Source organism: Streptomyces sp. NPDC043896 (assembly GCF_056435605.1).
The window spans coordinates 18,579-43,640 of the sequence record NZ_JBWKEE010000036.1 but is presented as its reverse complement, the minus strand read 5'-3'; the positions used below and the strand labels follow the sequence as shown (position 1 = coordinate 43,640).

The 25,062-nt window shown below is 71.8% G+C and carries 11 protein-coding genes; 9 read left to right on the top strand and 2 right to left on the bottom strand.

Going from position 1 to position 25,062, the window contains the following annotated elements:
• Nucleotides 1–49 precede the first annotated feature (49 nt).
• On the top strand, nt 50–3,961 hold the full coding sequence (mobF, locus tag AC069X_RS35045) for a MobF family relaxase (RefSeq protein ID WP_478735213.1): 3,912 nt from the start codon (nt 50–52) through the stop codon (nt 3,959–3,961).
• 73 nt (nt 3,962–4,034) lie between these two features.
• Here the strand turns inward: mobF and AC069X_RS35040 are convergent, their stop codons facing one another.
• Nucleotides 4,035–4,685 carry a hypothetical protein gene (locus tag AC069X_RS35040; RefSeq protein WP_478735211.1) on the bottom strand — a complete coding sequence of 217 codons (651 nt, stop codon included), beginning with the start codon at nt 4,683–4,685 and terminating at the stop codon, nt 4,035–4,037.
• Nucleotides 4,682–5,812: a C40 family peptidase gene (locus AC069X_RS35035; protein WP_478735209.1), complete on the bottom strand. Its 1,131-nt coding sequence runs from the start codon at nt 5,810–5,812 to the stop codon at nt 4,682–4,684. Before AC069X_RS35035 ends, AC069X_RS35040 begins: the two co-directional genes overlap by 4 nt.
• Nucleotides 5,813–6,098: 286 nt before the next feature.
• Between AC069X_RS35035 and AC069X_RS35030 the strand changes: the two genes are divergently transcribed.
• The 8 genes from AC069X_RS35030 (at nt 6,099) to AC069X_RS34995 (ending at nt 25,026) form a co-directional block, all read left to right on the top strand.
• Nucleotides 6,099–6,971 carry a hypothetical protein gene (locus AC069X_RS35030; RefSeq protein WP_478735207.1) on the top strand — a complete coding sequence of 291 codons (873 nt, stop codon included), beginning with the start codon at nt 6,099–6,101 and terminating at the stop codon, nt 6,969–6,971.
• A gap of 15 nt (nt 6,972–6,986) precedes the next feature.
• Nucleotides 6,987–7,325, top strand: coding sequence for a hypothetical protein (locus AC069X_RS35025; protein ID WP_478735205.1), 339 nt, complete (start codon nt 6,987–6,989; stop codon nt 7,323–7,325).
• A complete protein-coding gene (locus AC069X_RS35020) occupies nt 7,322–8,116 on the top strand; it encodes a hypothetical protein (protein WP_478735203.1) in 795 nt (264 codons plus the stop codon). Before AC069X_RS35025 ends, AC069X_RS35020 begins: the two co-directional genes overlap by 4 nt.
• Nucleotides 8,117–9,954: 1,838 nt before the next feature.
• Nucleotides 9,955–11,475 carry an SCO6880 family protein gene (locus AC069X_RS35015; protein WP_478735201.1) on the top strand — a complete coding sequence of 507 codons (1,521 nt, stop codon included), beginning with the start codon at nt 9,955–9,957 and terminating at the stop codon, nt 11,473–11,475.
• On the top strand, nt 11,475–13,034 hold the full coding sequence (locus tag AC069X_RS35010) for a type VI secretion protein (RefSeq protein ID WP_478735199.1): 1,560 nt from the start codon (nt 11,475–11,477) through the stop codon (nt 13,032–13,034). Before AC069X_RS35015 ends, AC069X_RS35010 begins: the two co-directional genes overlap by 1 nt.
• A complete protein-coding gene (locus AC069X_RS35005) occupies nt 13,034–14,725 on the top strand; it encodes a type IV secretory system conjugative DNA transfer family protein (RefSeq protein ID WP_478735197.1) in 1,692 nt (563 codons plus the stop codon). The genes AC069X_RS35010 and AC069X_RS35005 overlap by 1 nt, the downstream gene beginning before the upstream one ends.
• 28 nt (nt 14,726–14,753) lie before the next feature.
• Nucleotides 14,754–15,269, top strand: a complete 516-nt coding sequence (locus tag AC069X_RS35000; protein ID WP_478735195.1) for a hypothetical protein — start codon at nt 14,754–14,756, stop codon at nt 15,267–15,269.
• Between the two features lie 10 nt (nt 15,270–15,279).
• On the top strand, nt 15,280–25,026 hold the full coding sequence (locus AC069X_RS34995; protein WP_478735193.1) for a hypothetical protein: 9,747 nt from the start codon (nt 15,280–15,282) through the stop codon (nt 25,024–25,026).
• Nucleotides 25,027–25,062: the final 36 nt, after the last annotated feature.

Genomic DNA, 25,062 nt, shown 5'->3' with positions numbered 1-25,062 from the left:
CGCGATCATGGATCGCGTAGCGGCAGGCGCCGGATGAGGGGGTGGGCAGGTGGGGTACGCGACACCCATCTACGCCCCCGAGCAGGTCGACTACCGGCTGTCCGCGGACTGCGGATGCGACCAGGCCGAGGACGCCCAGATCGAGTACCGGCTGGCCGGAGAGAGCACGCTCCGCTGGATCGGCGGAGGCCTGGTCGAGCTGGGCCTGGTGGCCGACGAACGCGTCGATCCGGAGGCCGCCCACGCGCTGATGGACGGCCGCGACTGGCGCACCGGCGAGCAACTCGTCGCTCGCAAGAAGGCCCTCGACCCCCGGGGGAAGGTCGCCGCCCGCGCCCTCGTCGACGCCGTCGCCACGGCCGCGGCCGAGGCCGGAAAGTCGGTCTCGGAGTACCTGGGCCAGCCCGCGCTGGCGAAGAGGGTCGACCGGGCCAAGCGCGGCATCCTGCGCGACGGCGAGAGCCACCTCCTGCCGCTGGCCGACGCCGAGCGGCTGGCCGCGGCCGCCGGGCTCGATCTCGACGAGCTGTACGGCGCGGACACGGTGGCCGAGGCCCGGAAGTGGATGCGGCACCGCGTCGACGTCGGGCTGCGCGGCGTGGACATCACCCTCGACCTCCCCAAGAGCATCTCCACCGCCTACGGTCTGGCCGGCGCCGAGCTCGCCGCGCGGATCGAGGAGGACTGGCTCGCATCCGTCACCGACGCCGTCCACGCCCTGGAGAAGTGGGCGACATACGGGATGGCCGGCCACCACGGCGACGGCCAGCAGGCCGAACGGGTGGAGACCTCCGGCCTCATCGGCTGGACGACCCTGCACCGCTCCGCCCGCCCGGTCGACGGCTCGCCGGGCGACCCGCACCTGCACGTCCACGTGAACATCGCGCACATGGCCAAGTGCGCGGACGGCAAGTGGCGCACGATCGCCGGCGGCGGCGAGGACCTCCACCGCTACGCCCACCTCATCAACGAGATCGCCGAAGGCCGCCTGAGGGCCCGCCTCACCGAAACGTACGGGGCCCGCTTCGAGCGCTCCGCCACCACCGGGGCGTGGGAGCTCGCCGGAGTCGACGAAGGCCTGCGCGACGCGTTCTCCCGGCGCCACCAGCAGGTCCTCGACCTCGCGGGCGAGGGCGCCTCACGCGAGCAGCAGAAGACGGCCGCCCGCAAGAGCGCGGAGGCCAAGGAGGACGCCAGCCCGGACGCGCCGAGGCAGGCGTGGCGGACCCGGGCGGCCGCCGAACTCGGCGGCGAGGCGGCGGTCGACGCGATGATCGCGGCCGCGCTCCCCGGTCACGACGGGACGGCGCCCCCGCTGTCCGCCGGAGGCGGGCCGCGTATGCCCAGCCCCGCTGAGATCGCCGCCCAGATCTGGGACGCCGAGCACGGGCTGACCGCATCACGCAAGACCGTCTCCCACACCCACGTAATGGCCGCCGTCGCCAAGACGCTGCCCTACCTGCTGTCGACGCAGCAGCTGACCGCGCTGACCGACGAAGTCCTCGCGGTGGGCGGCCACGCGGTCCGCCTGGCCGACTCCAACCGCGGCCACCACGCCCACCGGCAGCGCTACACCCACACCACGGTCGTGGCCGCCGAGCAGACCGTCATCGAGGCCGCCACGGGAGGCCTGGACCGGCACCTGGCCCAGCTGACCGCCGAGGCCGCCGAGATGACGCTCACCTCCGTCGAGGTCGCCAACTCCACCGACGATCGCCCCTTCGCCTTCAGCGCCGAGCAGCGCGCCGTGGTGACGCGGCTGCTGACCGCCGGCCACGCCGTCGACGCCGTCATCGGTGTCGCGGGCGCGGGCAAGACCACGCTCATGGAGGCCGCCCGGACCGGCTGGGAGGCCGCCGGCCTGAGTGTCACGGGCGCCTCCACCGCGGCCGTCGCCGCCGCGAACCTCGCCGCAGAGGCGGGCATCGAGTCCCGGACCATCGCCGCCTGGACCCGTGAGGTCAGCGGCGGCCGCGGCCTGCACGGCGTCGGTGTCCTGGTCATCGACGAGGCCGCGATGGTCGACGACCGTGCGCTCGCCACCCTCCTGCGGCACGCGGCCGACACCGGCACCAAGATCGTCGCCGTCGGCGACCCGCTCCAGCTGCGCGCCGTCGGCATCGGCGGCGGCTTCGCCCGCATCCACCGCATCGTCGACGGCCTGGAACTCACCGAGAACCGCCGCCAGCGCGACATCGTCGAGCGGGCCGCCCTGCAGGACTGGCGCAGCGGCGCCCGCACGAGCGCGCTCGCCGCTTTCGCCGCCCACGGCCGCGTGCACGCCGAGGACACCGCCACCGAGACCCTGACCTCCATGCTCGCCGCCTGGAACGAGGCCCGGACCCGCTGGGCAGGCGACCCCCACGGGCAGGTATCCGACCTGCTGCTGCTCGCCGCCCGCCGCGCGGACGTCGCCGCCCTCAACGCCGGCGCGCGGGCCGCGCGCGTCGCCTCAGGCGAGCTGGAGGCCGGCCGCACCTACGCGGTCGCGGGCGGAGAGCGGATCCAGTTCGCCGCCGGTGACCTCGTCCACATCCGCCGCAACGACTACCGCAGCCGCCGGGACGAGTCCGCGGTCGACGTCCTCAACGGGTTCCGCGGCGTCGTGGTGGAGGTGAACGCGAAGCAGGGCGTCCTCGTCCAGTGGCGCCGCCCCCAGCCGGGCGGCGGGGTCGTCATGCACGAGGCCTGGATGTCCGCCCGCGACATCTCCGAAGGACGCCTCACCCACGCCTACGCCATGACGATCGGCTCCGCGCAAGGCCTGACCGCCGACATCGCCATCGCCTACGGCCTGCACGCCGACTCCTACAGCCTCTACCCGGCCATGTCGCGGGCCCGGCAGGAGAGCCACCTCTACCTGCCGCTCGACGAGCTGGAAGACCACCCCACCCGGGCCGCCCTCGGGCCGGTCCGCACCGACGCCGACCGCCTGGACCGCGCGGTCGCGGCTTACGGCCGCATCCTGCAGGCAGACGCCGAAGACACGATGGTCACCGACGAGCTCACCCGAATCCCGGCCGCCCAGGCACTGGTCAGGGAAGAGCCCGCGTACACCCCGTGGCAGCAGCGCCCCTATGGCCACCTGCCCGCGCAGCACCTGACTGCCCAGGCAGCCGAGCAGGCCTCAGCCGCCGAGCGCGCCGAGCACCTGGCGGCCGAGTACGAGCGGCAGGCCGTCGAACAGCAGCACCGGCTGGACGCCCCCGTCACCCCAGGAGGGGCACTGGCCGCCGAGGCGTACGAAGTTCTTTTCCGGGCCGGCGGATGGACGCAGCGGGCACGGGAGGAAGCAGCGCGCCACTCGGCGGCGGAGCGGCACATCGCGTCAATGCGTCAGATCCTGGACCAGATCGAGCAGTCTGCGCAGAAGAGCCGCCTGGCCCTCCGGCTGGCCGGCACCAGCCGGAAGGAGACGCTCGCGCTCACCACCCAGTACCAGCAGCAGCACGCGGCCGCGGTCGCCGAGGCGCAGAGGGCATCGCGAGCGTCCGCCCAGGCGCTGCGCGAGGGCTGGCAGGCCCTCACCGCATACCAGCACATCTCCCTGCTCGCGCCCGGCGGCACCACGGTTGCGCCCAGGGACGTGCAGGCGATGGACGCGGTGCTGGAAGCGATGCAGCAGCGCGTACCCGTACTGGCCGCACGCCTCGACGCCCGCGTCGCCGAGGACGTCCATCAGCTGCAGGGCAGTGCGGCAGCCCAGCGAGCAGCGGCGATGCGGCACCGCGCGAGTGCGGTCGAGATGCGGCGGGAGAGCGCACTTCGCGAGGAGATGCGCGCCACGGCACCCATCAGGCACGCCCGCGAGGCCGACGAACGCGCCACGGCCCGGCGGGGAGTGCCGAGCCAGGCGCCCCCTGTGCCGACGACGCGGGTTCCGTCCCCTGCTCCGCAGTACCCAGGGCCGGTCAGGCCTGGAGGCGGGGCGGATCTCGGCGGTCAGCCGCCGCGAGCGTAAGGCAGCTGAAGACCGGGCGGCCGCTGCTGGGACGGGTCACAGCCGTCGACCCGGGTGCTCAGCGATCCGCACATCAGTCCTGAGGTTGCAGCTCATCGGGGTTTGCGGCGAGCTCGGCACTGCGGCGCCGCGTCCATTGGGCGGCCAGGGCATCAGGGCCCTGGGCTTGGCTGATGGCTGTGAGCAGGCTCCCGGCGGCGTCCTGAGCCTTCCGGGCGGGGAGGGTGCGCCACAGGCTGTACGCGCGGCGGGCGGCCGCATCGGTGTCCGGGGAGTCCGGCCCGTGGAGCTGGGAGCGGAGACGGAGGGTGTGGAGGTACCAGTTGAGGCCGGATTCCTGGTCCCCGGTGAGGCCGGCGAGGTAGCCCCGGACCTCGCGGACCTGGATGGTGTCCAGGTCCACTTCCCCGTGCGCGGCGGTGACGGCGTCGTCGAGTTCCTCGGCGAGTACCTGTGCCTTGTCGTGCTGGCCGTCGGCGACGGCTTCCTGGATCGCCGCGAGGCCCCCGCGCACGTCGGGCATCGCCTGGGGCACTTCGGAGACGTCGAGGGCGCTGGGCTGCTCCGGCTCCTTCTCTGTCACCTCCGGATCCGGCTCGGCGGCGGGCTGGGGTTCCGGCTCGCCCGGGTCTTCGGCACCGGCCCAGAAGTCCGGGGTGACGACGCCCCAGGGGCGGAAGAAGGCCTGATCGTGCATGGGAGTCCCCGTGTTCGTGTCGGTCACCAGCGCACCACCCGGCGGATGCCGGTGACCCGCGTCATGTAGCTCGTGGAGTTGCGCCAGCTGCTGTAGGGCACGATGCGCGTCTGCACGTTTGTCCGGGGGGCCTCGATGAGCAGGCCGGACCCGATGTACATAGCGACGTGGCCGGGGCTGGCGGCGGATCCGTCGAGGCCCGCGTTGAAGACCAAGTCGCCTGGCTTCGGGCTGTCCAGACCGACCTGGATGGGCAGGTTGATCTGGTCGAAGGTGACGCGAGGGATGTCGATTCCGGCCGCCTTGTACGCCTGCTGCATGAGCGAAGAGCAGTCGCACCAGTGCGCGGGGTTCGACCCGTGGGAGTTGGTGCAGTCACCGCCCAGCTGGTACCAGCTGTCCTTCTGCTGCAGGGCCCAGGCGACCGCGGTGCGGACCTGGGGCGGGGTGTCGGGCGGCAGCGTGAAGCCGGCCGGAAGGTTGACCGGCCCCCCGCCGCCCCCGACGGCCGCGGTGTACTTCACCGACTGTGCGAGGATCGCTTTCACGTAGTCGTAAGTCTGTCCGCCCGCGAACGATTTCGGGGGAACGCCGCGGTACTCGATCACGGCGCCGAATCCCGCGTTGTACCCGGCGAGGGCCAGTTCGATCGGACTGCCGGAATACTCGGGATGCTTTTTCGCGTCCACAAGCAGCTTGCACATCATGGAGGCCTGGCTCGGGATTGCGTCCTTCGGGTCCATGACATCGCGGTCGCCGTCGCCGTCGCCGTCGAGTCCCTCAGTCGCCCACGTGCTGGGAATGAACTGGGAGATGCCGTACGCGATTGGCCTGGTCTTCGTCTTCGGGTCCTCGTAGGAGATTGCTGTGGGGTCGAAGGTCGACTCTGCCCAGATCTGCGCGGCCAGGATGGCCGGCGGCAGCCCTTCGTTGCAGGTGGCGGCAGCGGAGAGGATCAGCTGGGCGTATTCGGCCGGAACGCCGTCAGGCCCCCCGATCTTCAATGAGCCCGCCGTGGGCCAGGTGCCGAAGCCGCCACCCTTGCTGTCGTCCTCGGCGACCGCGGCGACGAGCATCACGATGCCGATCCCCAGAGCGAGAGGGGTGGCGACCACACCTGCACCAGCCAGCCCCAGCCATCGCTTCGCCCCCACCCGTTCTCCTTCCGGTCCCCCTCGGCGCCCAACCGATTTGCGCCCAAGAAGATTCAACCCAGCCATCCTGGCCGGTTTTTGATCTGCGCAGGACTGTGCGGCAGGTCGTGACACTATGCCATTTCCGCTCGCCGGGAAGGTTGGTGGATATCCCTCGGTCAGTTCGGAATGACCGGTGTAGGGTGCCGATGCGTTTCGCTTTGAGTCGGCGGCCATGTGGTGTTCACATTTGCGACGACTATGTTTGGCGCGTTCTGGGGGATTTATGGGTAAAAGGGGCATTCTGGTGTCCGGGCTGCCCGAGACCGCGCGCCTCGTCGTGCCGGTGATGGCCGCAGCCGGGGGCAGCGCGCGCTCGACTGTCGTGCACCTGCTCGCCGACGAACTGGGCGCGGTGGCCGACACCGTCGTGCTGGACCTGGCCCCCCGCCTCGGCTCCCCCTGGCCGGCGTGGGGCGGGGAGACACAGGCCGGCGGTCTGGCCGCGCTGCCGCCGGACCAGCCCGTGACGCGAGTTCAGATCCGTGACGCGGCAGCGGTGCGGCAGGCACCCGCAGGGGACTGGGACATCCTCACCGACCGGCGCGAGTGGCACGCCGCTCCGCTGGCGCTGCCCTTCCACCCTGCCGCCTGGTACCAGCTCGCTGCCGCCGGCGGCTGGCAGGCTGTCGTCGCCGACACCGCCCATGCCGTAGCGCACGACCTCCTGGCCGCCCGGTGCTCCAGGTCTCTCAGCTTGACCCGCGCCTGGTGCGACCTCCCCTTCGCCGTTCCGATCCTGTGCGCCCAGGCCACCGCCGACGGCATACAGGCCTTTCAGCAGGCCCTGATGGTGCTGCATGCCGAAGGGCTGCCGTTGCAGCGCATGGTGGTCGTCCTGGCCGGCACCGCCGACGGGCGTCTGCCCGCCGTGGTCAGGGCCGCCGCCACGATGCTCTCCGCGCGCACGGCAGCCGTGGTCCACCTCCCCCACGACCCGGACATCCGCGCCAACGGACTCCAGGCCCAGCCGGCCCGGATCCGTACGCGTACCCGACAGGCGGCTAGAGAGCTGGCCACCGCCGTGCTCTCCGCCGCGTGCGCAACCTTCGGCGCCCCGCTGCCCGACGCCCCGCAGCCCGCCCCGCTCTCCACCACCGTTGAAGTCCCTGCTGTCTGACGAGGAATCCCGCACATGAGCCAGCTCCTGACGAGCCTGCACACCCTTGCCGCCGACCCCGGCGTGGCCGTTCTCGCCGACGGGCCCGTGCCTGACTTCGACCCGACACTCCCCAAAGAGGTCAACGAGCCGACCAAGAACATCCTGGCCTGGACGGCCGGCGGCGGCCTCGCGCTCGCCGTGCTCGGCGGGCTCTGCGGCTGGGCCCTGACCGCGATCGGCCACAACACCGAGCGGGCCGCCCTGGCGGCCAGGGGCAAGCAGGGCGTGCTGTGGAGCCTGATTGGCGCGGGCGGCATCGGCCTGACGTCCTCGCTGGTCCTGGCCGTCTTCACGATGACCAACGGCAAGTGAGCGTGGAATCGTCGAGCGGGCTCAAGGCCCGAAGGGCGCGACTCGTCCTCGCCGTCATCGTGGTGGCGGTGGCCGCGCTCCTGGTCGGCGGAGGGCTGGCGGCAGCCACCCTGATGCGGGACGACAAGGGGCAGCTGCACGCGGACGCCAGCCCCTCGGCGCCGGCAGCCACCACGTCCCCGCCGGCGAGCACCGGGTCCTCCTCCGGCGGTCCGATGACCCCGGAGAAGGGGAAGAAGATCATGCTGTCACCGCGTACCGGGCAGAAGGACGGCGTCTCCACCGGCTTCCCGGCTTCCCCCGTCGGCGGGATCTCCGCCGCCGTCTACTTCTGGGAGGAGTTCGCCTGGCTCGACGACGAGAAGGCCCGCCAGCAGCTGACCGCAGTGGCCTCCAAGGACGCGCCCGGCTTCGTCGACAAGCGCGTCTCCGAGATCCGCAAGATGCGCGAGGCTCTCGGCCTTCCCCCCTCAGGCGGCATTCCGGCCGACACCAACTTCACCACCGCCGTCACCGCGGCCCGGGCCAAGACCATCAAGGCCCCCGGTGTGCAGGTCGGGACCGTCATGCAGGTCTGGCTCTCCTACGACCGCTTCGCCACCGGGCCCAAGGGCGGCCGCGACGAGAACCCCCTGCGGGGAGACACCGTCGACTTCATGGTGAAGTGGCAGGACGGAGCCTGGAAGTTCACCGACGAGTTCGAGGCCCTGGGCGACTTCCCCGTCGCCTACGAGCCGACCAGCCGCTTCGCCTGGAACGACGGATGGGCCCAGGTGCTCCATGCGGGCTGACCTCTTCCAGCGCGCACTGCGAGCCGCCGTTGTGCTGTGCGCCCTGCTGTCCTACCTGAGTGCGGGCGCCACCTTGTCCGTCGCCGTTGCCGCGGACGACCCCAAACACCACGCCGCTGTGGGCCCACCCAACCCGATTCCGAAGGAATGGGAGCAGGACTGGAGTATCGGCCTCGACCCTGACGGCAAATACTGCCTGGTCGACCAGATCGGCGACATCACAAAGTGCCACCTGCCCGGACCAGACGACCCGCCCTTCCCCGGCAGGACGATCCCGTGCGAGGGCGCGGACGGCAACGGCGCCAGGGAGTGCACGCCCGAGCAGCAGACGGAAGCCGAGCTCCGCCGCCTGGAGCGGTGGCGCAAGGACTTCCCCGACAAGGAGTGGAAGGACTACGAGGCGCTCAACCAGTTCCTCACCGACTGCGTGGTGAAGGAGAAGAAGCCGTTCACCGAGTGCCAGAAGGCGGGCGAGGCGAAGTACCCGCCGCCGGCCAAGGGGCCGCTGGACTGGGTGGCGGGCAAGTTCTCAGAGTTCGCCTCCAACGCGCTCAAGGAGGCTGCCTCCTACATCGGGAAGTCGGTCGTCTGGCTGCTGAGCGAGTTCGCGAAGCTCTTCAACGAGAACTCCTCCATCAAGCTGAGCGAGACCGGCATCGGGAAGTTCACCGCCATGATGACCGCGCTGTCCGCGGTCCTGGCCGTCTTCCTCATGCTGATCCAGTTCGGGAAGGTCTCGATCAGCCATGACGGCGGTCCCGCCGCCACCGCGCTGATCGGTCTGGCCAAGTGGGCCGTGATCTCCTCCGTCTACCTGGTCGTCGCCCAGGCCGCCCTGGACTGGTCCGACGCCATCTCCACCTGGATCATCAACACCACCTTCGACGGCGGCGGCAGCGGCCAGGAAGCCGCGACGAAGGCGATGGAGCAGCAGCTCGGCACGCTCTTCGGAGGCCTGATCGCCGGCGGCGGCGGTGCCGCCACCGTGGGCGGTGCGCTCATCGCCGGCGAGAGCATGGCCGTAGCTGCCGTCGGCGTCATCATCGTCCTGGGCATCCTCTGCATCCTCGCGATCGCCGCCCTATGGGTGGAGATGCTCCTGCGCCAGGTCGGCATCATGATCATCATCGCGACGATGCCCATCACCCTGGCCGGGCAGCTCTCCGACTCCACCTCCGAGTGGTGGCCCAAGGCCCGTAACGCGTTCGCCAGCCTGGTCCTCATGAAGCCCGCGATCGTCGGAGCCTTCTCCATCGGCTTCTTCGCCATGTCCGAGGGCAAGGGCGTGCAGAACATGATCGTCGGGTTCGTCATCTTCGTCGGGGCGTGCTTCTGCTGGCCGGTCCTGGCGAAGTTCATGGTCTTCACCACGAACGGTGCAGGCAGCTCCGTTGCCTCGGGCTGGATCAGCTCGATCGGCTCCTCTGCCTCATCCTCGACCGGCGGATACCGCCCCGACCCCAGCGGCGCCGGAGCAGTCGGCGGCGGCCCCGGCTACACCAAAGCCTTGGAGTCGGAGAACTCCGCGCCCGCCGCCGCCCCCTCAGCCGGCGCGGCCGCAGGCGGACCCGCCAAGACCGCGGCCCGCTTCGGCGGGCGGGCGATGGGCATGGCCGCCTTCGGCCTGCAGGTCGCTGCCGTCGGCAAGGACACCTTGGAGTCCGGCCTGTCCAGCACGGCCGCCCACGCAGGCCTCGACCAAGGCGGCGGTGGCGGACGGCACGTCGTGATCGCGCCGCGCCGCGCTCCGGGCCCCGCCCCCACTCCCATCGGTGCGCCGACCGAGGTACCACCGCCCCCCGCGAAGTCCGAGCCCGCCTCCCCGAGCGAGGGATGACATGTCACAACCCGTTTCCTACGGCGGCTGGCAGTCCGAGACGACCGGCTTCATGGGCCGCCTGTCCGGCCCCGGCTTCGCGATGGTCGCCGTCGCCTCCCTGCTTGCGCTCATGCCGTTCAACGTCGGCTGGCAGGCCGCGTTCGTATGCCTGCCGATCGCCCTGATCCTGCTCGGCCTCGCCTTCGGGCGAGTCTCAGGACTCAGCGCAGACGAATGGATCTCTCTCGCAGTAAGGCACCAGATCTCCGTGGCTACCCGACGCAACCTGTTCTTCTCCGGCGCCTTCGCGCCGCGCTCCGCCAAGACCGGCCGCCAGCCCATGGACCTGCCCGGCGTCCTGTCCCGCCTGCGGATCCTTGAGGCGCCCGACGGGCTCGGCGGCCAGCTCGGCGTCGTCCACGACCCCGTGGCCGGCACCTACAGCGCGATCGCCCGCATCACCTTCCCCGGCCTCGCCTTGGTCGACACCGACAAGCAGGCCAGCCGCGTGGCGGCCTGGGCGCAGTTCCTGCGCTCCTACTGCACCGAGGACTCCCCGGTCACCCGGATCGCCGTGCACCAGCGGTGCCTGCCCGACGACGGCGCAGCTCTCGCCTCCTGGACTGCCCGCCACGTCACCGCCGACGCGCCGGCGGCCGCGGTGACCGCACTCGCCGAGCTGATGGACGGCGCGGGCCCGGCCGCAGCGTCCCGGGAGACGTACCTGACGGTGACCCTCTCCAGCTCCCGGGCACGCCTGGCGATCAAGGGTGCCGGCGGCGGCCAGGTGGGCGCCGCCGCCGTCCTCGTACGCGAACTCCACGCCATGGGCCAGGCGCTGTCCACCGCGAGCCTGCAGGTCGTCGAATGGCTCCCGCCCCGCAAGGTCGCCGCGACGGTCCGCACCGCCTACGACCCCGAAGCCCAGCAGATGCTCGCCACCCGGGCTGCCGCCGCCCACGCCCCTGACTGGAGGGGAACCGCGCCCGGTGTCGACGTGGACCTCGCCGGCCCCGCCGCCGCCGAAACGGCTTGGGGCGTCTACCGGCACGACGGCGCCTGGTCGGTGTCCTACCAGGTCCGCACCTGGCCGCAGTCCGAGGTGTACGCGACGATCCTTCAGCCGCTGCTGCGGCCGCGGCAGAACGCCCGCCGGGCGATGACCCTGCTCTACGAGCCGATCGGCCCGCGCCGTGCCCGCCAGGAGCTCGCCCGCGACAAGGCGAAGAGGAGCTCCGCCCGCCACCTGCGCGCGAAGTCGGGACGGGACGAGAGCGAGGACGAGCGCCGCGAAGAGGCGATCGCCCGCGCCCAGGACGTGGCCCGTGCCTCCGGCCAAGGCGTCATGCGGATCACGGCCGTGCTGACCGTGACCGTCACCGACCTCGGCGAGCTGGAGACCGCGTGCGCCGAACTGCAGGCCGACGCCGCCGCCTCCGGACTGGAAGTCCGCCGGATGTGGGGCGCCCAGGACACCGGCTTCGCCACCGGCGCCCTGCCGCTGGGCCAGGGCCTGCCCGACCGTCGGATGGGATTCTGATGGGCCTCTTCTCCCGCCGCCAGGCCGGCAACACCCTGCTGGAGGCCATCAGCCTCGACGAGGCAGCCGGCATCGCCGACCGCGAGCCCGAACCCCTCCCTCCTCAGAAGAGCGCCCGCGAACTGCGCCGCGCCCGCCGCCTTGAGGAGCACGAGACCGCGATGCGGATCGCCCCCAAGAAGGGGTGGGCCCAGCCCTTCGCGGGGCGGGCCGCCGCCGTGCCCCGCACCGAGGTCGTCCGCGCGGACACCGCGAACGCCGCAGGTCTCTACCCCTACCTCCACGCCGCGAGCCTGCCGCCCATCGGCGCCTACATCGGCCGCAACGTACTGACCACGGAAGCCTTCAGCGCCCACCCCGCCGTGTGGGTGAAGGAGGGCCTGTGCACCAACCCGAACGTGATGGTGACCGGCATCCCGGGCTCCGGGAAGTCCGCGCACGTCAAGGCGCTGTCCCTGAGGCTGATGGCCTTCGGCCACCGCACGCTGATCGCCGGTGACGTCAAGGGCGAGTACCAGGCACTGTGCCGCCACCTCGGCGTCGAGCCCGTACGCCTGGGCCCCGGCCTGCCCGGGCGCCTGAACCCCCTGGACGCGGGCCCGCTCGGCACCGGCCTGGACCTCATCAAGGACCCGGCCGAACTCAAGTCGCGCCTCACCGAGATCCACCGCCGCCGCCTCACCCTCCTCAAGGCCCTGCTGGAGCTCCAGCTGCGCCGCACCCTCCAGCCCCAGGAGGAAGAAGCCCTCGACGTCGCCGTCCGCGAGGTCACCGGCGAGCTCCACAACACGGGCGCCACCCGCTTCGCCGTGCCCACCCTCCCGCTCGTCTACGACCGCCTGCGCGACCCCACCGAAGCCATGGCCCGCGAACTGCGCATCCGCGACGGCGACATCCAGCGGGCCCGCGAGCAGATGGCCTCCATCCGCTCCGCCCTCGGCGGGATGGTCACCGGCCACCTCGGCGGCCTCTTCGACGAGGCGACCAGCATCGACCTGGACTGGGAGGCCCCCATCCAGTCCGTCGACATCTCCGCCCTGCAGGAGTACGGCGACGAGACGGTGGCCATGGTGCTGTCCTGCGTCTCCAGCTGGGCGCAGTCCGCCATCGACCAGCCCGGACAGCGCCCCTGGATCGTAGTGCGGGACGAGCTGTGGCGGCAGATGCGCTCCGGCGGCGCCACCATGGTCAAGAAGATCGACGCCGACCTGCGCCTGTCACGCGCGACCGGCACGATCCAGGTCCTGGCCACCCACCGCCTTTCCGACTTCGAGTCCGTCGGCGCGGCCGGCTCGGAGGCCGTCGCCATCGCCCGCGACCTCATCGCCTCCTGCGAGACCCGCATCCAGCTCGCCCAGGACACCCGGCCCCTGCAGATCACCCGCGAGGCCATCGGCCTGACCGACTCCGAGTGCGCGCTCATCGGCTCCTGGGGCGCCGGACAACGCGGCCGCGCCCTGTGGAAGGTCGGCCGGGGCGGCGGCTCGCACGCGGTCCAACTCGTGCTCTCCCGCACAGAGGAAAGGCTGTTCGAGACCGACGAGAAGATGGTGATCTGATGGCCGACCGCACCGGCCCCTCCGCGGCAGGCCTCGACGACAACACCCTGCTCGCCGCGTACGGCGCGGGCCTGGTCGTCACGGTCGGCGGCTCCGTCCTGCTCGCCGGCCCGCTCGCCGGTTGGCTCTCCGGCAACGGCTGGGTCACCAGCACAGGCAGCGTTCCCGTCACGGTCATCTCGGCCCTCGTGAAGGGGCCCGCATCCGTCTACCAGCCGGCCCCGCCCACCTGGCTGTTCTACGCGCTCACCGTGTTCTTCGTCCTCGCCGTCGGCACGGTGATCGTCAAGGCCGCCAGCGCGATGTCCTTCGGCGGCCGCGGCGGGGGAGCCCAGTGGGGTGGGGCCAAGACCGAGCGGAAGATGTCCGCCCACAACGACCACAGCCGCCGGGCCAACCGCATCACGGCCGGACGGGGCCTGCGGACCAAGAACATCGTGGCGGCCCAGCCCAACATCAGCGCCACCGTGTTCGGCGTACCCGGCTCGTCGAAAACGACCGGCCTGGTCCTGCCCAACGCCGCCGAGTGGGCCGGCCCGCTTGTGGTGACCACCACCAAGGCCGCCGACCTGGACGTCATCTACGCCCGCCGCCGCGCCATCGGACCCGTCTGGGTCATCGCCCCGGCCGGCATCCCCGGCCGCACCACCGACCACTGGTCCCCGGTCGCCTACTGCACCGACGCCAAGGCCGCCGACCGGATGGCCGCCTGGTCCGCCGAAGGCTCCTCCTCCGGCGACGACAAGCGCGCGGCCCCCTGGATCGACCAGGCGAAAAGCGTCCTCAAGGGCATCATGCTCGCCGCCCAGCTCTCCGGCGGCGGCATCAGCGACATGCGCCGCTGGATCGGCCTCGGCAAGGATGCCGTCGATCACGTCCGCGCCGTCCTCCTCGCCCACGGCTACACCGACGTCGCCGACGACTACGCCTCCCCGTGGCTGCGCCTGCACGAGGACGGCATCGGATCCATCCAGTTCAGCCTCAACGTCCTGGCCCGCGTCTTCGCCGACGAAGAGGTCCGAGAGACCTGCTCCCGCTCCGACTTCACCTTCGAGGAATGGCTCGACCAACGGGGCACCATCTGCATCATCGCCTCCGAAGCCGACGCCGACCGCTTCGCCCCGCTCATCAGCTCCCTGATCGCCGGCGCCATCCACGCCGCCGAGTCCCGCTACAACGCGACCGGCAAGCCCATCAGCCCCAGCGTCGGCGTCCTCGTCGACGAGGCCGGCAACATGCTCCGCTACCCCCGCCTGCCCAACATCCTCACCACCGGCCGCGGCATGGGCATCACCATGCTCACCGTCTGGCACGACCTGTCCCAGCTCCGCGAATCCCTCGGAACGCAGAAGGCCAACACCGTCCTGTCCGCCAGCGGCCTGCGCATGCTCCTGCCCGGCTGCGGCGACCTGGAGACCCTGCGCTACTTCTCCGGCCTCTACGGCCGCACCGAGGTCATGAAGACCTCCCACGGCCGCTCCCGCGGCGAGCACTCCACCAACACCTCCGCCACCGAGACCGACCTCGCCCCGGTCCACTCCCTCCAGCAGCTCCCCGACTTCACAGCGATCGCGCAGTACACCAACCTGCCGCCGATCAAGGTGAAGATGCGCCTCACCTTCCGCGACAAGGACCTCAAGAAGCTCCTCGCCCAGGCGGCGGATCCCGCAGTCGACCTCGCCAAGAAGTAGCCCCCCGACCACCTGCCCGGAGGCGCACATGACGGACATGCTCAACCCCGCCGACCTGTGGCCAGCCCCGCCCGGAGGCCACCCCAAGCCCGAGCCGCAACGCTGGGTCTGGGCGGCCATGGACCTCCCGGAACGCCGGCTGCGCATGCGCGAGCTCGCCGTATGGGTCGACTGGATGCGGACCACCTTCGAACTCCACAACAAGATCACGTACTGCTGGTACCGGCACTCGGCAGTCGTCGAACACCTCACAGCCCTCTACACGGGCTGGATCCGCATCTACGCCGGAGACGAGGCCCCCGGCCGCGAGCTCGCCGAGGCGGACTGGATCAACACCCTCCACGCCTTCCTCCCGCGCATCCAGCTCGCCGCCTGCGCGACCGGCATCCACCAGGAACCGCCGCTGATTGTGCCCCCGCCGGCAGGCAGCGAGCGGGACTTCGAGACGTGGCTGACCCTCTCCGACACGGCAGCCGCAGCAGCCGTCCACCCCGCGGCCGGGGAGCTGGCCCGCAGAGAAGCAGAACAGAACACCCCGTTGTAGAGGAGGCCCTGTGCCCACCCCCACCGACAACCCCGCCTCGGCAAGCGAGCCCGCCGCCGACCCGGCCGCCTCCGGGCCGCTGCCGGTTCCCGAGGGGGCTCAGCCGGTCGAGGGCGTGACGGGTTACCACGCCCTCGTCAAGGGCAGCGCGGTCACCGTGTTCGGCCCGGACGGCGCGGAGATCGCCTCTGCTGCCCGCCGGGGCTACAGCGATGCCCTGGCGGGCCGGGTCGGGGACACGCGGCTTGTCAGCGACGGTATCGGCGACGGGCGGCTGAGGTCGTTCGCGGTGCTGGCGGCCCGTCACCACCGGGCTGCGGCCGACCCGGCATCCCGCGACCGCGTGTGGGTGCGATGGGAAGCGGACGGCGTCGCCGCGGTGTACGGCACCGACATGCACGACGATGCCGACCGGCGGGCGGTGAAGGCCGGGAACCTGTACTGGTCGGGACAGCGGCAGGGGTGGGCGACCGGCCGGAAATGGAACCCGGCAACCCGGGACCGCAACCTGGCCGCCGTGCTGATGGCGTTCTCGCGGCAGGACCGCAACGTCGTGGTGCTGGGGACGGGGCAGACCCCCGAGGCCCTTGACGCCGCCCTCGTCCCCGCCGCCACTTCGGCAGCGGCTGTGGAAGCGCCGCAGGAGCCGGCGCAGGCTGTGGTTCCGGCCGTCGTGCCGGCCCCTCGGGAACCGCAGGACCTCACCGCCTTCACGTACGAGGAACTCGTCGAGGCAGAGGGCGCCGCCAGGGCTGAGCGGGCACGCGAGTACACGGCCGAGGCGGAGCAGCGCCACCGGGAGGTGCGCGAGGAGCGGGGCAGCCGACTGCTGGACCAGGTCGCGACAGCACCGGCGGTCAACGAGCTGACGGCGGAGGCGCTGGCCGCCGAGCAGCAGTGGTGGGACTCGACGATCACCACCTGGCCGTTCCACTCCTCCGACGCCGACTGGAAGACGCTCGATCGCCGCCGCAAGGAGGTGATCGCCGAAGGGCACGCGCGCAGCGCACGGACCGTCTTGGAAGGTCCGGCACCGGCGGGTCTGGACGACGCGGGTCTGGAGAGCGCCCGCACGCTGATCAATGCTGCATGGGCGGGCCTGCCTACGGTCCACGAGCTCCACGATCAGGTGGCCACCCTCCGCCGTGGTCTTCAGGAGGAGCGGGTGATCCGGCGGGCCCGCTCCTACGGCGAGCGGGTGCCGGTGGGCGAGGTGGAGTTCGACAACCTGATCGCCGAGGCCGCCGAACTCGCGTCGCTCGTCAACGCCCACACCGAGCAGTCCGCCTACTCGCACAGCGCCGCGGTCAAGGAAGCCCGGGCCGCGCGGCTGGAGCAGGTGAACGCCGAGTGGGACCGGCGGGGGCTGGAGCAGCACCCTGATGCCGCCCGCGCGACCTTGGGCAGGGACATCAGCGGCCGGCGCCCGGTGCTGATCGACGGAGCCGAGCTCGGATACGGCTACGTCGAACGCCAGGGCGGCAAGTTCCGGTCCCTGACCGGGTGGGACGGGCGCAGCAGTATCGGTGACTTCGAATCGCGGCCGGCGGCGATGGCCGCCCTGGTGCAGCGCTACGACCAGGACCCGCAGACGCTCCCGCAGCGCACCTGGGGCCTCAGGCGGCAGGTATCGCTGCCGGTCGGCTCCCACGACCCGCTGGTGTCCTGGCTGCGACGCAGGCCGGAACGGTCCCCGGAGCTGGACCGGGTGTTGGACCTGCTCACCGACTACAGCCTTCCGACGCAGACGAAGGTGAACAACCCGCTCAACAACCAGGTCATGCGCGCCTACCCGTTCAGTTTCGAGGAGGGGCTCCTCGGGGAGCTGGCACGGATCGCCGAGCGGACCACGGAGGACCTACGCGAGCAGTCCCTCGACGATGCCCTGCCCAAGCGGGACCGAGAGGCAGCCAAGCGGCGGATCCCCTGGATGGGCGCCGCCCTCATCGGCATCAACACGGTGATCGAGCAGGTGCGGGCCGTCGGCGGCGACGTCGACCGGCGGGGAGTGGACCAAGGCCGCCTGGCGGCCCAGATGGCGGCGCTGACCGGTAGCGTCGACGGCCACGAGGAAGGCGAGGACGATGGTGACGATCAACCCGTACGAGGCGCTGCTGCGGGGGCACTGGGAGGAGTTCCGGCCCCGGGAGCTGGCGGCGATGCAGGATCCGGACGCGTTCTTCCGCCGCCTGGGAACGCAGATGGAGGAGGCGATCGAGACGGCCGAGGAGACGCTGGAGGAGGCCCTGGACCCGGAGACGGAGTACGAGGCGCGGGTGGGGCAGCTGCGGCAGATCGCGGCGACGGCGAGGGAGCAGGTGCTGCGCGAGATGCTGCCGCCGGCGGAGGAAGACGAGGGCGCGGCGCCGGCACCGGTGAGCCCGGAGGCGGCGGAGCTGGCCGCGATCCGCAGGGAGCTGGAGAACCTGTAACCCAGGGCCGGTTTCGCCCCGACCCGGCCGACCTGCCGCGCAGCCTCCTGGGCCGAGCCGCGGCGAACCTCGACGCGATCAAGGTACTGCGCGCCCTGGAGCGCGATCGGCGGGGGGCGAGCGATGAGGAGAAGCGTGTTCTGGCCCGCTGGTCGGGCTGGGGGTCGGTCCCGATCCTGTTCACGGAGGAGCCCGACCCCGCCGAGCCGCTCTACCAGCTCGGCGGGGAGCGGGAGGGCCGCTTCGAGAAGGACCACGCCGAGTGGGAGTCCTACTCTCCGGTGCGTGGCGAGCTGCGGGAGCTGCTGAACCCCTTCGAGTGGCGAGCGGCCTCCCGGGCCGTACTGTCGGCCCACTACACCCCCCAGCCCATTGCCGAGGCTATGTGGCAAGGCCTGGCCGCGTACGGCTTCGACGGCGGGGAGGCCCTGGAAGCCGGCTGCGGGTCCGGCACGTTCTTCGGGGTGGCCCCCGAGACCGCCCGGCTGACCGGCGTCGAGCTGGACCCCACCACGGCGGCGATCGCCGCCCGGATCCACCCGCACGCCAACGTGCTGTCCGAGTCCTTCGCCGTCACCGATGCCCCGACCGGGCGCTTTGACGCGGCGATCGGCAACGTTCCGTTCTCCCACCACACCCCGTTCGGGGAGCGACGCTACGGCGCGGACGGGCAGACCCTGCACAACGGGTTCATCATCAAGCAGCTCGCGCTGCTGCGGCCGGGTGCCTACATGGCAGTGATCACCTCACGGTGGACGCTGGACGGCGAGGACACCGCTGCCCGCCGGGCCATGGCCCGCTGGGGCGACCTGGCAGCCGCCTACCGGCTGCCGAAGGGCACCTTCGCACAGACCGCCGACACCGATGTCGTCGCCGACGTACTGGTCTTCCGCCGCCGCGCCGAGGGCGAGGGGCCCGGTGACCTGGGCTGGATCCAGGCGCCGGAGAGGGAGCTCGGCGCCCACACCCTGCACGTCAACGCCTACTTTGCTGATCACCCCGACCATGTGCTCGGGCAGCTGACGTCGGAGATGGGCCCGTTCGGGCCGCGCGTGACGGTACTGGGCGACCCAGGAACGGCCGCGCGGCTGCTGCGCGAGCGCATGGAGGCTGCCGCCGCCGAGGCAATCGCCGCCGGCAGCGGCTACACCCCCCACGAGGACGGTCCCGACCGCGAGCCGCTGCTGCTGCAGACCGCCCGCGACAAGCACGCCACCGACTTCACCGGCCGCCTCTACGTCGACGACCAGGCCCGGATCTGGCAGCACGCCAACGGCCAGGACCCCGTACGGGTCGTCACCGCCGACGGCGTCACCGGCACCGAGCAGCTGCGGATGCTGATGTCGCTGCGCGACGTCGCCGGCGAGGTCCGGGAACTGGACCGCACCGGCGACGACCCGGATGCCGCGACCGAGGCCCGCAGCCGGCTTGCTCGCCTGCACACCGCCTACACCACGGCGTACGGGCCGCTGTCGAAACCCGGGCAGACCCGCAGGGCACAGCCCACGGACGAAGCCCGGGCCGCCGCCCGCGACGCCGGCCTCGACCTGGACGCCGAGGGCAGGCTCCCCACCGGGTGGGGCTGGTTCCGCAAGGACCCGCACGCTGCCGCCGTCCTGGGCCTGGAGCACTGGGACCGGAACAACGACCGGGCAGTGCACTCCGAGGTCCTCACCCGGCGCCCGGGCGCCCGCCGCGGGGATCTGGAGTCCACCGACGACCCGAAGACGGCGCTGACGGCCGTGATGGGCGCCACCGGCCACGTCGACCTGCCGCTGATCGCCTCCCTGCTGAAGACCACACCCGAGGACGCACGGCTGCTTCTGGGCACCGAGGTCTTCGACAACCCGGTCACCGCGAAGCTGGAGCACGCCGGCGCCTACCTGTCCGGAGCGGTACGCCAGAAGCTGGACCAGGCCCGCGAGGCGGCGGCCGCCGACCCGGCGTACGCAGTCAACGTGGCCGCCCTGGAAGCGGTCCAGCCGCCCGCCAAGCGGCTGGGGCAGTTCACCGCCCAGCTCGGCGCCCACTGGATCCCAACCCCTCTCGTGCAGGGGTTCCTGCGGGAGTACCTAGGCGATCCGACCCTCCAGGTCAGCCACAACGAGCGCTACGGCTGGTCCCTGGCGGCCGGGAAGATCCCCGACGCAATCAACGCGCTCAGGGGCACCGAGCGACGCACGGCGATCCACATCGCCAAGGCCCTCCTCGGACGAGCCTCCATGGTCGTCAACACCCTCGACGGCAGCGGCGTCGACGAGGACGCCACGCGCGCCATGCGCTACAAGGCCGATGCGATGCGCTCGGCGTTCGAGGAGTACTGCACTGCCAGCACCAGCCGCGTCACGATCCTCACCGACGCCTTCAACCGGCAGATGAACGGGCACGTCGTCCGCTCCTACGACGGCCTCGCCCCGACCCTGGCCGGGTTCACCACCGAACGCACCCCGCACCCGTGGCAGCTGGCGGGCGCCGCGCGGATGCAGTTCGAGCGCGGTGTGGTCCTCGCGCACGAGGTCGGCCTCGGCAAGACCACCACCATGGTGATGGGATCCCAGGCCCTCAAGGCCTCGGGCCAGATCGCCAAGCCGTACGCGGTCGTCCAGTCCCACCTGGCCCGGCAATGGCTGGACGAAGCCACGCTCCTCTACCGCAACGCGGACATCCGCCTGATCACCTCCGCCGACCTCGAAGGCGACAAGCGGCGCCCGATGCTGGAGTGGCTGCGCTCCAACACCCCCGACCTGGTGATCTTCACCGAGGACGCGTTCCGGTCGATCCGGATGAGCCCCGAGAAGCAGGAGCTCTACCTCTTCCGCGAACTCGAATCCCTCAAGGAACAGCTGGAGCGTGAGCGCGGCGTACCGCACAACGGGTTCGCGCTGATGAAGCTCGAACAGCGCCTGGCCACCGTCGAGTCCCGCATCCGCCGCAACGACGCCCCGATGCGCACCCCCGGCGAGGTCTACTGGGACGACCTCGGATTCGACTACGGGCTCATCGACGAAGGGCACCGCTTCACCGCCATCGGCTTCCGCTCGAAGGAGGCCGGCGGCGAGACCGCCAGCGTCCGCGCGGTGGACCTGCACCAGAAGCTCGCCTGGCACCACCAGATGGCCGACGCCGCCGGAGGCCGCCCGACCGTCACCATCGGCACCGGCACACCGATGGAAAACTCGATCTTCGAGCAGTACTCGGTCCTCGAACTCGCCACGCCATGGCTCCTGGACCAGTTCGGCGTCCATGGCCCGGACCTGTGGGCGGAGACCTTCGGACAGAAGGTCCAGCGCATCGAGATGGCACCGGATGGCAGCGGTCTCGTGGTCGTCGAGCGCTACTCCCGGTTCGTGTCGAAGACCACGATGAAGACCATGTGGGGGCTGGCCACCGACACCAAGACCGGCGAGGAAGTCGGCATCGAACGGCCTCGTCTCGCCGGCGGCGCACCCGAACTCGTCCTGGTCGAGCCGACCGCTGACCAGCGCTCACGGCTCCAGGCTTTGATGGCCCGCGGCCAGGCGATCCACGCCGGAGACGTCACCCGCCAAGAGGACAACATGCTTGCCGTGACCCACGAAGGCCGCGCCGTCGCCCTGGACCCCCGCCTGGTGGACGGCAACGCGCCCGCGGCGAACAAGCTGGTCACGGCCGCCGACATCATCGCGGCCGGCTACCACGCCCACAAGAACAACACCTACACCGTCTCCACCCGGGACCACACCCCCCACCCCGTCCCCGGCGGCCTGTTCTTCGTCTTCTGCAACTCCGGCACCCCCGGCGGACAGAACAAGGGCAACTTCAACGCCTACGCCGAGCTGCGCGACCTCCTCGCCGCCCGCGGCGTCCCCCCTGACCTGGTCCAGTTCGCGCAGGACAACGCCACCCCGGAGAAAAAGGCGGCGATGACCCAAGCTGCCAACCACGGCGGCATCGCGGTCCTCATGGGCTCCACCGAAGTCCTCGGCACCGGCTTCAACGGGCAAAACCGGGCCTACGCCCTCATGCACCTGGACCAGGACTGGACCCCGGCCAGCATGATCCAGCGCAACGGCCGCGTTGTCCGCACCGGCAACCAGCACGAGGAGGTGAACATCTACTTCCTGGCCACCAAGGGCAGCATGGACGCCTGGCAGGTAGGCCTGCTCACCTCCAAGGCCGAAGGCCTGCGCGACATCCAACGCCCGCCCGGCGCCGGGGACGACGACAACGACACCGTCGAAGAGATCGGCGCGAGCGACTGGGACTACGCCACGATGGCCGCCGAGATCGGCGGCAACCCCTACATGCGCGCCTTCGAAGAGGCCAAGGGCCACCTCCAGGGCCTGGAGGCCGACCGCCGCAACCTCGCGGCCGACCGCGTCCGCCACGCCGAACTCCTTCTCACCAAGGAAGCCGAACTCGCCGCCACCCAGAACGCCGTCGCCGCCCGCGACACCGCCCTGCCGAAGATCACCGCCACCATCCGCGGCGACGCCTTCCGGATCCGGCTCGCCGGCCGCGACTTCGACCAACGCAGCGAGGCCGGCCCCGTCCTGCGCCAGGCCGTCGTCGACACCCTGCGCAGCCGCACCGCACTCGGACTGGGGCCGTGGGCGATGCTCGGGACCTTCGGCGGGCTCGACTTCGCGGTCCGCGCAGAGATCCTGGACGGCGGTAGGGAGATCCGCGCACACGTCGGCTTCCCCGACCTGCGCCACAGCGAATCCCGCTCCACCATCGGTGACCTCTCCAACCCCAAGTTCGGCGCCACCCTCATCGGCCGCCTGGCAACCGCCCTGGAGAAGGCCGAAGACCACCAGCTCATGGACCGTGAGCGGATGCCGGTCCTGGAAGCCGAGATCACCCTGCTCGCCGCACAGCAGGCCGCCGTCGACTACGGCCCTGCCATCGAGCACGCCCGACGCCGCGTCGAACTCCTCGACGCGGTCATCGCCGCGATCACCGAACGGGACAAGCACCCAGAGCTGACCGAGTCCATGCTCGACCCGGAGACGTACCGCACCCCCGAAGGCCGCAAGAAGGCCGTACGGGAGCGCGCCGAGCAGCGGGCACCCCACCAGGCCAGGGTGGACCAGGCCGCGGCCGCCCTCGCCGCGTACGACCAGACAACGCCCGCCCCCGAACTGCCGTCGACCCCCGCCGCCATGACCATCCCCCTGGTGGCGCCCATGGCCGAAGCCACGGTCAACGGACCCGCCGACGAGGCCGGCGACGGTGCCACAGCAGAAGAAGACGGCAGCCCGCAAACCACGGCGAAGGCCGCGGAGCCGGGCGACGGACACGGCACGCGGGACATCTTCACGGAGTTCGGGTTGACCCCGCCAGGACGCGTCCCGGCTCCAACCACACCAGACGACCCCGCCCCCGAGCCGGAACCCGAGGGCGTCCCGGAGGGACAGATGACCCTGGAGGAAGCGCCACCCGCCACCCCAGCCCCAGCGGAAACAGCGAACACCCCGGCCAATTCCCAGGGCGGGCAGCCAGCGGGGGACTCTGCGGCGGAACCACAGCAGCTCGACCTCTTCGGCGCCGGCCCTGAGCCGACGCCTCAGACCGAGGCAGCGTCCGGCACCGCGCCCCAGACGGCTGCCCCCGACGCCGCGACAGAGGATCGGGCCGAGCAGGCAGGGCCTCCCGACACGGCGCCCGTGGAATCACAGGCGCCTCCCGTCCACCGCGATGCGCCGGTCGACGAGCAACCGGCGTCTACCGCAGGCACCCAGCAGACGCCGGTTGCCCCGGACCGAGCCGGTGAGCCGGATGAACCTGAGCGCCCTGCCCCGCCGACGGCACCACCAGCTCCGCAGGCAGAGCCGCCCGCTGCCTCCCCCGACGTACCGGAGGGATCCGCGGAGGCCTCCCCGTCCCGTCCTGATGAGACCCCCGGGGCTCCCGAGGAACCCGTCCCTGCTCCCCCCGGTGCACAGGCGGACGACGGCGAGCGGACCTTCTCACCCGAGGAGAGCCCGCCCCGCGGACGCGCCCTCAACACTGCCCCCAGCCCTGACAGCCGCACCGCCGAACCCATGGAGGTACCCGTGGCCACACCCACAGACCAGGCCACCGGCCCTGACACCGGCGCACCGCGTACCGGTTCCTCAGGAATGCCCCTGTGGGCGGGGAGTGATCAGCCGACTGTGGGCCAGGCCGCCCCTGCTCCCTCCCGCGGTCCTGCTGCCCCCGGCGGGCCGACGCCCGAGGACATCTACTGGTCCGAACTCGAAGAGGCCCTCGTCGCGTGGGACGAACTGGGCCTGCCCGCTCCGTCGTCCGAGGTCCGCGAGGCCGTGGCAGACGACATCGCCGTCCTCGCCGGGCAGCCGACCCCCGCAGGCGCCTCGGCCCCTGCCGCCGAGCAGCCGGCACCCTGGGCGCCGATCGCACCGCCGACACCCTCCCCCGCAGCCGCCGACCAGCCCCCGGCACCGGAAGTTCCGGCGGCGGCCGCCGCTGTCGAGGCCGCCGAGGCCGGCGCGGACACCCACACGGCCACACTCAAAGACCACCCGGAGTGGCAACACATCCAGACCATCCGCGGCGCAGTCCGCAATGTCTGGAACGTGATGAGGGAGAAGGCCGGCCCGTACTGGCAGAACCTGCAGGCGGACGTTCGCTTCCAGGGATTCTGGAGGACGGTCTCCGTCCGTGCCTGCGAGGCGATCTCGACCTACGCGGCGCGCCTGGCGAACCACCTCAGTCGAGGGGGTGACCTTCCCGCCGCCGACGCCCTGCTGAAGCTCTCCGACTCGACCATCACCTACAGCACAGCTGTGGGTGCCGACCCCGCATCGGCACCCACGCCGCCGTCGGCTGAGAAGGCATCGGCAGAGAAGGCGCCGTCCATCGAGGAGCCGCAGATGCAGCGGCTCGTCGACCGGAGTACTCCGCCAGCCTACGCCACCCGCGAGGACGCCCTACGAGCAGAACAAGAGGTGACGTCCCACTTCCAGAGGTGGATCGGCAGTCCCATGGGTCAGGAGCTGGCCACCTCCAGCCACCGCCGGGTCGTCGATTTCCGCGACGCCTGGCAGAAGCTGCCGGCGCACGGCGCAGGGCCGGGACCAGCCGTCGGCCCGTACACAGAGGTGGCAGAGCGGGCCAAGGCCCTTGTTGCCGCCGCCGTCGGAGCCGCCCGTTTCGCGCCCGGTGACCTCCAGGCCCTCCAGGGCCTTGCCCAGGCGGCAGACCGCCATGCCGCCCGCCTCTCGATGACCCTGCCGCCCGGCACGGCCGCGAAGGCGCCGACGGCAGCGGTGGCGGCCCCGCCGCCGCGGGTCGCCGTCCCCGCCCAGCCGGCGGCCGCCGGCCCGCGGGCCTCGGCCTGACCGCCGGTGGTGCCCGGCAGGAGACTGCCCGGCACC